This window comes from Streptomyces sp. 7R007, from assembly GCF_054850255.1.
Genome location: NZ_JBTWMV010000063.1, coordinates 24,212 through 34,747, shown reverse-complemented (window position 1 = coordinate 34,747; position 10,536 = coordinate 24,212). Strand labels below are relative to the sequence as shown.

At 69.9% G+C, this 10,536-nt stretch carries 9 protein-coding genes; 7 read left to right on the top strand and 2 right to left on the bottom strand.

Annotated elements, in window-relative coordinates:
• Positions 1–386: 386 nt before the first annotated feature.
• A complete protein-coding gene (locus ACYF6T_RS40015) occupies positions 387–755 on the bottom strand; it encodes a hypothetical protein (RefSeq protein WP_461702882.1) in 369 nt (122 codons plus the stop codon).
• Between the two features lie 450 nt (positions 756–1,205).
• Here ACYF6T_RS40015 and ACYF6T_RS40010 point away from each other — a divergent pair, with 450 nt between their 5' ends.
• Together ACYF6T_RS40010 and ACYF6T_RS40005 are read left to right on the top strand one after the other, a co-directional pair.
• On the top strand, positions 1,206–1,982 hold the full coding sequence (locus ACYF6T_RS40010) for a hypothetical protein (RefSeq protein WP_461702881.1): 777 nt from the start codon (positions 1,206–1,208) through the stop codon (positions 1,980–1,982).
• A gap of 221 nt (positions 1,983–2,203) precedes the next feature.
• The gene (locus ACYF6T_RS40005) at positions 2,204–2,980 is read left to right on the top strand and encodes a hypothetical protein (RefSeq protein WP_461702880.1); all 777 of its coding nucleotides are present in this window, start codon (positions 2,204–2,206) and stop codon (positions 2,978–2,980) included.
• A gap of 1,263 nt (positions 2,981–4,243) precedes the next feature.
• On the opposite strand, the gene ACYF6T_RS40000 is transcribed toward ACYF6T_RS40005, so the two are convergent.
• Positions 4,244–4,921 carry a DUF2202 domain-containing protein gene (locus ACYF6T_RS40000; RefSeq protein ID WP_461702879.1) on the bottom strand — a complete coding sequence of 226 codons (678 nt, stop codon included), beginning with the start codon at positions 4,919–4,921 and terminating at the stop codon, positions 4,244–4,246.
• Positions 4,922–5,094: 173 nt separating this feature from the next.
• Here ACYF6T_RS40000 and ACYF6T_RS39995 point away from each other — a divergent pair, with 173 nt between their 5' ends.
• The 5 genes from ACYF6T_RS39995 (at position 5,095) to ACYF6T_RS39975 (ending at position 10,444) form a co-directional block, all read left to right on the top strand.
• Complete coding sequence (locus tag ACYF6T_RS39995; RefSeq protein WP_461702878.1) at positions 5,095–5,790, top strand: response regulator transcription factor; 696 nt, start codon at positions 5,095–5,097, stop codon at positions 5,788–5,790.
• On the top strand, positions 5,780–7,237 hold the full coding sequence (locus ACYF6T_RS39990) for a HAMP domain-containing sensor histidine kinase (protein WP_461702877.1): 1,458 nt from the start codon (positions 5,780–5,782) through the stop codon (positions 7,235–7,237). Before ACYF6T_RS39995 ends, ACYF6T_RS39990 begins: the two co-directional genes overlap by 11 nt.
• A 103-nt stretch (positions 7,238–7,340) precedes the next feature.
• A complete protein-coding gene (locus ACYF6T_RS39985; RefSeq protein ID WP_461702876.1) occupies positions 7,341–7,655 on the top strand; it encodes a rhodanese-like domain-containing protein in 315 nt (104 codons plus the stop codon).
• Between the two features lie 46 nt (positions 7,656–7,701).
• Entirely contained in the window at positions 7,702–8,931 is a 1,230-nt protein-coding gene (locus ACYF6T_RS39980) for an NAD(P)/FAD-dependent oxidoreductase (protein ID WP_461702875.1), read from the top strand.
• Positions 8,932–9,058: 127 nt separating this feature from the next.
• Positions 9,059–10,444 (top strand): MBL fold metallo-hydrolase, encoded by a 1,386-nt coding sequence (locus ACYF6T_RS39975; protein WP_461702874.1) that lies wholly within the window; start codon positions 9,059–9,061, stop codon positions 10,442–10,444.
• Positions 10,445–10,536: the final 92 nt, after the last annotated feature.

Here is a 10,536-nt window from a genome sequence, read left to right as displayed (position 1 = left end):
TAGAGGCACCCCCCCCCCGATCCCGCCGAGCCCTCCCCCATACGTTCCTCGGCCAAGCGGATCATCAGGTCGTCGTAGAGAGGTCCTCGCCGATCGTGACGCGCTGTCTTGCGATACGGCAGCCACCGGCGACCGTCGCCAATCCCGATTCCACCCCATGTTGAGGGCCTCTGAGAGGGCTTGCTTGCTGATCTCAAATCTGGACTTCAAGCTTCCAGATATGCCGGGGCCGGAGGCGGGCCGGGGGCGGCCATGAGCAGCAGGCATATGTGCTGGTTCCGTATGGGAAGACCAGTCAGGAGATGGTGGTCAGCCCGAAGCACAGCCGCTCGACGGGCTGCGGTGGTCACCATCGTTGCCATGCTGTCGACACTGCGGGTCGCCCTTCAGCTCCTTCGGCACAGCTTGCCGTTCCGGTCACTGCGGCCGGCAACAAGGAGAAGCCGAAGCACGTAGTAGTTCCGCCGCACCAGGTCATCATGGACCCGTGACCCGGCTTTGGGCTCGGTCGTGGCCTCTCCGGCGGCGCGGGCATCGTCGAGAAGGAAGCGGTGCCCGGACTCGGGATCGTTACGGTGCGCGTCGAACAAGGCGTTGGCCCGGTACGCCTCAGTCAGTTCGGCGTCGGTGGCAGGCCGGGCCGGCCACCGGTAGCAGGGCCGGCGGGCCAGTCCGAGCACCTGGCACGTCACCGCCACCGGCACCCGGTGAGGAGCATCGGCGGCAGCCAGCTCACGGATGAGCGGGTACGTCATCGTGCCGGCAGGTTCGCCTGCGACAGATCCGCCGCAGCCCTCCAGAGCACCTCGTTCTGTCGACGTGGCTGCACCGCGCCGAGACCGATGGGGGCGCCAGGCCCGCAACGATGGCCGGGTGAGTCGGCCGGTCTGGTTGCTGAAGCAGGAGCGTGCGGTCGGTGCAGCGGCGGCATCAGGCGTGGGGTCACGGTTGAAGGTCAGCTCCCGTCGCCGACAACGGCTGGCCGTCAGACCACGCCGCGGTACTCACTATTTTCGCCCTCGACCGCGCGCCAACCCGGCTGTCGCTCCCGTCCGCGCCAGCTCGCGAGCTGCGTCCCCCACGAGGAAACGGCGAAGCGCGCGGGAGCACGACGCCGCAGGCAGGCGCATGGATCGAAGGCTTTGTCTGTTTACGCAACCGCGCTCATCCCTTCTTGTCAGCGGCACGTGGCATCATGCCCGGCGATGGGGAAAAGAGACGAGAGCGACGAGGCGTACGTCGTCAACCTATGCAACCAGGTGCTTGGTGAGACGGCCCTGACGCAGCACAAGTTCGACTGGCTCCTGGGAGACCCCGGAGCGAACGGGCGGCAGGCCAAACTGCCCGTTGACGCCTACTGGCCAGGACACCAACTCGTCGTCGAATACCGAGAGGTGCAGCACGACCAGCCGGTGCCGCACTTCGACAAGCCAGCCAGGCTGACCATCAGCGGCGTCCACCGGGGCGAGCAGCGGGCCCTGTACGACGCCCGACGCGGCACCGAGATCCCCGCCCATGGGCTGCGGCTGGTGGTCATCCGCCCCGCCGACCTCGACGCCGACCGTCGCGGGCGCCTGCGCCGCAACCACGAGGCAGACATCGCGGCGCTGAAGAAGATCCTGGTACGCAACAGCGATGAAGACCGGGTCATGGACACCTTCCGCACCTGGCTGCTGGCCCAGGGCTGGACACCAATAACACCGACGGACCGCTGGACCGATCTGGAGGCGGTACGCGGAAGCGAATGCCTGATATGCGAAGCAAAGGGCCGGACCAGCGAGAAGGGCGTCGACGCCGACATCGCGTACGGGCAGCTCCTGCGCCGTATGACCAGCGAATCACCGGGCGTACGGTACGCGCTGGTCGTGCCGACTTCGTCGGTCAAGGCCGCCGAGCGGGTTCCGGCGCATGTGCGGCGCCGGCTGCGGATCGGCCTGTACGAGGTGACGGACGATAACCAGGTGCGTCCGCCGTGGTCGTAGCCATCCCGAATTTATTCATTTCTGCCATCTCGACCTGCTCGAGTGAACTTCGAGTGGATGGTACGTATCGCCGAGACCGTGAGAACTGCTCGGATCACTGCGGAGCAGGCGGACCGGTATAAGGGCGGGAACATCCGGACCTCGCCCTCCGATTCTCTGGTTCGGGCGGGTGGCGTACGGGAAGGAGCAGGGTCTTGTCAGCTGGGTATGTCCTGGCGGTCTTGGGCGACGTCTGGTGGAACGGGGCGCGCAGGCAGTCGGAGGAACTTAGCGGGGCGGCAGAAGTCCGGTATCCGGCTGCTGCGGCGCGGCTTGACGCGCTGCTGCAGGCGTGGGCGGTCGGATTCGCGGCCGTGCGGCCCGATGTGCTGACGCCACGCCTGGCAGTGTCCCGGCGATGCCTTCGGACGGATGAAGCGGCTGGCTTCCTCACGGCGCTCGACCGGCGGGTGCTGCATGTGGACTCCGCTGGGTTCGTCGTGCCGCAGGCGTTCCGGCCCAAGGTGTCCGGCGGCCGGTATGCCTTGTTCAGCCGCAACGGTTCGGGGGTGGCGGTCAATTTGGAGTATCTGATTCAGATGGCAGCGGCGGCGGAGCTGCTTTTGACTCATGGGGTGGCGGGGCCGGACATCCGCTTCGAGCAGGGGGAGTTCGATGCAGTGGTGGAGAGCAGTGGCGTGCCGGTGCTGGCCATGGAAGCCAAGGCCAGAGTCGAGGCGCCAGACGGACTGATGGAGCTGTTGTCCTCGCTGCTCAGGCTGAGCGCGAATCCGCAAGAGTCAGTCAAGCACAACCACCGGCGCAAATACGCGGCACTCCTGGACATGGCGGCACAAGGCCCGGTGGTGTTGTGGCTGGTGGCCGACGGCGCGCGATGGGCCTTTGACACGCGCGTGGTCGCCGGGACACTGCGGCTGGTGCCGCGCACCACCCCCGACAGCTGCCAGGCGATCCCCACCCTGCCCGTACTGAAGCCGCAACCGAGAACGATGACCTGAGTCGTCACCGTCCCATCACAGCCGTGTCCGTCTGCTGGGCCGTTGCGTGGATCGCACGCCTTGAAGGACATCGTTGGCGAATTCGACGGTGTCTGTGCGGGGCGCAGACCGCGGAAGCGCAAGGTGCGGGTGCTGGCCAGTGGTGTCCCGATGAGCCAGGCCGTCGGCTGGTGAGGGTGGCGACGGTGAGCGCGTGTTGAGGGCGGATTTTGGTCAGGCCGATATAGCGGCTTGTGCGGAGACCGCAGCGGCGTAGTCCTTGGGCGACGTGCCTTCGACGCCGGAGCGGGTGGCGTAGTGCGGCTGCCACTGGCCGGTGTTCTTCGGCCGGCGGCGTGCGCGGGATTCGCACCGGCCGCGGCCTCGACAACATGGCCACCCTCCGCAGGTTTGCGATCAGCCAGCTACGAGCGGCAGGTCACCCGAACGCCGCTGCCGGGCTCCGCGAGATGTCCTACCAACCCTTCCACCGCCCGCTGGATCTCCGTAGCCTGGCCCGAAGAGCGACGATCCAAGATCGATAGACCTTGCAACAGCCCTGGCTCTTCACCCGGCAGGCCTGCGGACGCCGCTCATGGAAGCGGGCGTCAAGTGAAAACTGATGCTGATGACCTATGAGGGACACCGGCGCCTGGTCGAGCCCTACGCCTTGCGCTTCGAACGGCGCACAGACAGGGTTGGGCAGGAGTACCTGTACGTTTACGACCGCGCCCAGAGAGCTCTGACGGAACTTGAGGGCGCCCGGGATCAGCATTTGTGGACGCGGCGATGCTGGGTATCGGTGACCTGGTTGCCGATGCCATACGGCACGCCGGCGCCTGCTTCCCGACCGTGGATGTACATCCGGCACTGGGCCGCACCGCTCTTCTGGTGGGCGTAGCGGACCGAGCCACCAATGTACTGTCTACCGACAGTGAGGAAACGGGCGGGGCCTCGGCGCGGTCATCGAAGTGGCGCAACTTTACGACGGTGGCATTGCCGTCGTGCCCGCTCCAGGACGGGGAAGGCTGTGCTCGTACGCTTCCGGATCATCTGAGACCGGGCCCAGCGTATGTTTGCGGGCCCGCGGCCATCGGCCCGTCGATCCTTTCGGCTCCGGACGGGGCGCAACGGCTCCGCGTACTGCCGTCGACCGGGTCGTCCGGAGCTTGTCCAACGACACCTACGCAACCGGATTCCGACGACGCGTGATGAACGCGGCCGACCGCAGCCGGCCGGGCGCCCCGGCCCGAGCAACACACATGCGTACCGGCCTTCACCTCCTTATTCCGCGGCGATCCAGTGCTCGAATGCCGCCTGGTGCCTCTCGGAGGCGGCGAGCAGGTTGGTGTACACCTGGCGCGTGTCCGGGGCGGTGAGTCCGGACAGCGCCTTGGTCAGTGCGGCGATGTCCTCGGACTCGACCGTGCGCCCGGCCTTCAGGGCTCCGGACAGGCTGTCCTCGCCCTGCTTCAACAGCCGGTCGTGGGTGGCCTGGACGGTCGGGTCGGTGAACTCACCGGCCTGCTTGCCGGCGGTCGGGTCGGTGACGTCGTAGCGGTCCAGCAGGGTGCGCACGGCGTTCAGGTGGTTGGTCTCGGCCGCAGCGATCCGTTCGAAGACCTGTACGTCGTAGCGTGCGGCGAACGCGGCGTAGAGGTCGTGCGCGAGCTTCTCCTCCTCGGCCATGCCCGCCAGCGTGGTCTTCTGGGCCGCGGTCAGGGTGCCCTGCGCGGCGAGGGCGCTGTAGCCAGTGCAGCTCCCGTCGCGGCGGGCGTCGTGCATGGGCTCACCCTGCCGTTCGGCGTGGTGCTGACGGCCTGTCATCATCTGCTGCTGCGCGGTGGTGCCCGGCGCCGGGGTGTCATCGGTGCCCGCCGCCATCGCGCCGCCGGCCAGCACTCCGCCGATGGCGAGCACGCCCGCGGTGACAGCCGTCGCGATCCTGACGTTGCGTTTCATGGCGAACCTCCTCGACTGTGCGGGAACCTCTTCCGTTCCCGCACCGTCACCGTCGCGCCCGGTCCTGCAGTCGTCGTGCGCTGCGTGTGGAGACGGGATGGAGAAGACCGCCGGGCGGTTTAGGGCTGTTCGGCCCCTCCCGGGGGCGGGCGTGTGACGCGTAGGTGTGGGACATGGCCGCCACCGTGCTCGTCGTCGAGGACGAGAGGGAGATCCGTGACCTGCTGCGCCGCTACCTGGAGCGCGCGGGGTACGGGGTGCTGACGACCGGCTCGGGTGCGGAGGCGGTGCGGCTGCTCGGTGAGCCGGGGATCGATCTGACGCTGCTGGATCTCGGGCTGCCGGACGTGGACGGTGACGAGGTGCTGCGCGAGGCCCGTGAGCGCGGCCGGGTGCCGGTGGTGGTGCTGACCGCGCGTACGACCGTCGAGGATCGTATCCACGGGCTGCGGCTGGGTGCCGACGACTATGTGACCAAGCCGTTCAGTCCCACCGAGGTGGTGCTGCGGGTGGGTGCGGTGCTGCAGCGGGTCGGGGCTACGGCGACGGGAGTGGCGCCCGTTGTGTCGTACGGCAACGAGCGGCTGCGGATCGACGAGGCCCGGCACGAGGCAGTACTGGATGGCTGTTCCCTGGAGTTGACGCCCACCGAGTGGGGTCTGCTGACCGCGCTGGCTTCGGTGCCCGGTCGAGTGTTCTCGCGCTATGAGCTGGTCAACCGGGTGCGCGGCTACGAGTTCGCCGGGTACGAGCGGACGATCGACTCGCATGTGAAGAATCTGCGGCACAAGCTCGGGAGCGCCGGGCCCGAACTTGTCGAGACGGTCCTGGGCGTGGGCTACCGGCTGGGGTGGTCCCGTGACGCGTGAGCCCGGCTCGCCGCGCTCCGGCGTTCGGCCGCCGGGCGGGCTCGGCCCGCTCGGGCGACGCCTGTTCGCCGCGTTCGCCGTGGTGGCGCTGGCCTCCGTGGCCCTGCTGACGGCCGCGGCGCTCGTCGGAACCGACCGCGGGCTCAGCAGCGCCCACCAAGCCGACCGCCAGCGGACGGCTTCCCGGGTGGCCGCGGCCGCCGCCGACGCCTACCGGGCCGAAGGCGGCTGGTCGGCGGCCGACCTGACATCGGCGCGTGCCCTCGCCGCGGGCGCCGGGGCGGTGCTCACGGTGCGCAACGCGGACGACGAGATGATCTCCGGCGGCTCCGGGTCCCGGGACGAGCACAGCATGCCCGGTTCGGGGCAGGGGCACCACGGGCGGGGCATGAGCAACGGGCCCGGTGCGAGCGCGGCCGTGGTGGTCGGCAGCCGCACCATCGGCTCCGTGCACCTGGCCTTCTCGGCCGGCTCCGGGTCGGCGGGTCTGTCCGTCGCCTGGGGCTGGGTGGCCGCGGCCGCCGCCGGTGCGCTGGCTCTGGCGCTGGGTGTGAGCTGGTTCGTCACCCGGCGCCTGACGGCTCCCGTGGTCCGGGTCGCCGCCACGGCCCGTGCGCTGGCCGCCGGGGACCGCAGCGCCCGGGCCCGGATCGACGCGCCCGGTGAACTGGGCGATCTTGCCCGCGCCTTCGACGCCATGGCCGACGACGTGGGCCACGCGGAGCAGGCCCGCCACCGGCTCGCCGCAGACGTCGCCCACGAACTGCGCACGCCCCTGGCCTCGTTGCGGGCGGGGCTGGAGGAACTGCGCGACGGCTACACCGACCCCTCGCCTGGGCGCCTGGCCTCCCTGCACGACCAGGCCCTGCGCCTTGGCCGCATCATCGACGACCTCGGGGAACTCGCCGAGGCCGAGTCGGCCCGCCTGTCCCTGCACCTGGCCGAGGTGGATCTGACCGCCCTGACCGAGGCCGCCGTGGCCGAACGGGAGGCCGAACTGCGCACCGCCGGGCTGACCGTGCACACCGTCCCCGGCCCCGCTCCACTGCCGGTGCGCGCCGACGCCGACCGCCTGCACCAGGCCCTCGGCAACCTGCTCAGCAACACCGCCCGCCACTGCCGTCCCGGCGACACCGTCACCGTCACGACGTCCGCCACGCCCACCGAAGCTCTCGTCGAGGTGGCCGACACCGGCCCGGGCATCCCCGCCGCCGAGTTGCCGCACGTCTTCGACCGGCTGTGGCGCGGGTCCCGCGCTCGTGCCGGAGGTGGCAGCGGCATCGGCCTGGCCGTGGTCAAGGAGCTGGTCACCGCCCACGGCGGCACGGTCACCGCGGCCTCGGTACTGGACGGCGGGACGCGGATGACCCTCCGGGTGCCCAGGGCCATGCCGCACGGGTCACGGCTCGTTTCCGGTCCCGGTGTAGAGCCACGAGTTACCTCCTAGACAAATACCCCCGGGGGTATTTGACGCGACTTTTGAGTCGCCGTACCCTCCCAAACAAGATACCCCCGGGGGTAATTGAGGAGGTAAGGAAGTCGCTTGTGAAGTGACACAGGAAGCGTTCGCGGCGGCCTGGGCCGACGGCGCGCTCGTGGTCGACGTACGCGAGGCGGACGAGTACGCCGCCGGACACGTGCCCGGCGCCCGCCTGATGGCACTGCGCACCGTGCCGGCCCGCTGCGGCGAACTGCCCACCGGCCGGTCGGTGTTCGTGATCTGCGCCAGCGGCAACCGCAGCAAGACGGCTGCCAACTGGATGACCTCCCGCGGCCTCGACGCCTACTCCGTGACCGGCGGCACGGGCGCCTGGGCCCGTGCCGGACGTCCCGTCGCGGCCGGTTCCCACGAGCACGCCGCCTGACCCCGTCCGACACCAGTACAACGGCCAGCCGGAAAGGAGCCCTGCCTTGGCCGCCACCCCCTCCCCCACCGACACTCCGATCTCCGGCCGACACCGCGTTGCCGTCATCGGCGGCGGCAGCGCCGGCATCAGTGTCGCCGCCCGGCTGCGCCGCGCCGGAGTCAGCGACATCACCCTGATCGAACCGTCCGACACCCACTGGTACCAGCCGCTGTGGACCCTGGTCGGCGGTGGTCAGGCACCCCTGCGCGCCACCCGCCGCCCCGAGGGATCGGTCATCCCGGACGGCGTGCGGTGGGTCCGCCGCCGCGCCCTGGCCGTCGACCCCGAGGCCCGTACGGTGACGCTCTCCGGGGACGCGGAACTCACCTACGAGTACCTGGTCATGGCACCCGGTCTGCAGCTCGACTGGGACGGCGTGCCGGGGCTGGCCGAGTCGGTGGGCCATGACCGGGTGAGCAGCAACTACGCACCCGAATACGCTTCCCGCACCTGGGAGCTGATCAAGGACATGCGTTCCGGTACCGCCGTCTTCACCCACCCGGCGACCCCGCTGAAGTGCGGCGGCGCCCCGCAGAAGATCGCCTACCTGGCCGCCGACCACTGGCGCAAGCGGAAGGTCCTGGACCAGATCCGCATCGTCCTCGTCATCCCCGATCCCGCGATGTTCAAGGTGCCCGCCTGGTCGCGGGTGCTGGAGCAGGTGGCGGCCCGGTACGGCATCGAGGTGCGGCTGCGCTCCGAAATGGCCGCCGTCGACAGCGACGCCCGCGAGGTCACGATCGCCGACCACGCGAACGGCAGGAAGGAGAGCCTCGGCTACGACCTCCTGCACGCCGTGCCGCCGCAGAGCGCCCCCGACTGGGTCAAGACGAGCCCGCTCGCCGACCCGGCCAGCCCCCAGGGCTTCGTCGCCGCCGACAAACACACCCTCCAACACCCGTCGCACGAGAACGTCTTCGTGCTGGGCGACGTGGCGAACCTGCCTACTTCCAAGACCGGTGCCGCGGTGCGCAAGCAGGCCCCGGTCATGGCCGGCAACCTGCTCGACGTCATGAACGGCCATACCCCGTCGCATCGGTACGACGGCTACACGTCCTGCCCGCTGGTGACCGCCCGCGACCGGATGCTGCTCGCCGAGTTCGACTACGAACTGAACCCCACCCCGTCGTTCCCGCTGCTCGACCCCTTCAAGGAGCGGCGCACGATGTGGCTGTTCAAGCGGTACGGACTGCCGCCGATCTACTGGCACGGCATGCTCACCGGCCGCCTGTGACCGGTCGGCCCGGGCATCCCCCGACCCGGGCCGACCACCACACGCCGCCCTCCGACAGGGGCGGACCAGACCCGTCTATATACCCCCCAGGTTAATTCACCGCATCCGACACGGAGGTCACCCGACCATGTTCTTCGCCCAGTACTACCTCGACTGCCTCTCCCAGGCGTCGTACATGATCGCCGACGAGACCACCGGCAAGGCCGTCGTCGTCGACCCACGCCGCGACGTCTCCGAATACCTCACCGACGCCGCCGAACACGGCTTCACCATCGAGGCAGTCATCAACACCCACTTCCACGCCGACTTCCTCGCCGGCCACCTCGAGCTCGCCGACCGCACCGGCGCCTGGATCGGCTACGGGCGGCGCGCCGAGGCCGAGTACCCCATCCACAAGCTCGTCGACGGCGAACGCATCACCCTCGGCGACGTCACCCTCCAGATCCTCGAAACGCCGGGCCACACCCCGGAATCGATCAGCGTCCTGGTGTACGAGCACGCCGGTGACGCCGTCCCCTACGGCGTGCTGACCGGCGACGCGCTCTTCATCGGCGACGTCGGCCGGCCCGACCTGCTCGCCTCCATCGGCGTGACCGCCGACAAACTCGGCAAGATGCTCTACGACACCATCCAGAACAAGCTGATGGACCTCCCCGACGCCGTCCGCGTCTTCCCCGCCCACGGCGCCGGCTCCGCCTGCGGCAAGAACCTCTCCACCCAGCGCCAGTCCACCATCGGCGAGCAGCGCACCACCAACTACGCCTGCCGGCCGATGAGCGAGGAGAAGTTCGTGTCGCTGGTGACGGAGGGTCAGCCGTCCGCGCCCGCCTACTTCGTCTACGACGCCATCCTCAACCGCAAGGAGCACGGCCTGTTCGACGCGGCCGCCGCGCCCCGTCCACTGTCGGTCGAGGACTTCATGCGGCGGCGCGCGGCCGGCGCCGTCGTCCTCGACGCCCGCTCCCCCCAGGACTTCGCGCCCGGGTATCTGCGGGGCTCGGTCAACGTCCCCGCCGACGGCCGCTTCGCCGAGCAGGCCGGCATGGTCGTCGCCCCCGAGCAGGAGGTCGTCGTCATCGCGCCGCAGGACCGCGAGGAGGAGGTCGTCACCCGCCTCGCCCGGATCGGCTTTGACAAGGTCGGCGGCTATTTGCGCGAGCCCGAGGGCGCCTTCCCGGCCCTGGCCCACGAGATGGAGCAGGCCAGCCGCCTGACCGTCGACGAGTTGCGCCGGCTGCTGGACGGAGCGGAACCGCCGCTGGTGCTGGACGTGCGTAACACCGGCGAGCGCGAAGAGGGCTTCATCGAGGGCTCACTGCACATCCCGCTGGCCGAACTCGCCCGCCGCGCCGACGAGATCCCGGCCGACCGTGCCCTGGTCGTGCACTGCGCGGGCGGCCACCGCTCCTCCATCGCCGCCAGCCTGCTGCGCCACCAGGGCCGCAGCGACGTCTCCGACCTGCTCGGCGGTTACGGCGCCTGGCTCGCCCTGCCCGCAGCCGCCGACGTCTGATCCACCGCACCCCGCACTCCGCACTCCGCACTCCGGGCGGCGGTCACGGGTATCGGCCGCCGCCCGCCCCCTCAACGGCCTTGAACACACCA

What these genes read in the sequence shown, in the direction of transcription:
- ACYF6T_RS40015 (WP_461702882.1), bottom strand. Translation starts at nt 755, where the DNA reads ATGACGTACCCGCTCATCCGTGAGCTGGCTGCCGCCGATGCTCCTCAC.
- ACYF6T_RS40010 (WP_461702881.1), top strand. Translation starts at nt 1,206, where the DNA reads ATGGGGAAAAGAGACGAGAGCGACGAGGCGTACGTCGTCAACCTATGC.
- ACYF6T_RS40000 (WP_461702879.1), bottom strand. Translation starts at nt 4,921, where the DNA reads ATGAAACGCAACGTCAGGATCGCGACGGCTGTCACCGCGGGCGTGCTC.
- ACYF6T_RS39995 (WP_461702878.1), top strand. Translation starts at nt 5,095, where the DNA reads ATGGCCGCCACCGTGCTCGTCGTCGAGGACGAGAGGGAGATCCGTGAC.
- ACYF6T_RS39975 (WP_461702874.1), top strand. Translation starts at nt 9,059, where the DNA reads ATGTTCTTCGCCCAGTACTACCTCGACTGCCTCTCCCAGGCGTCGTAC.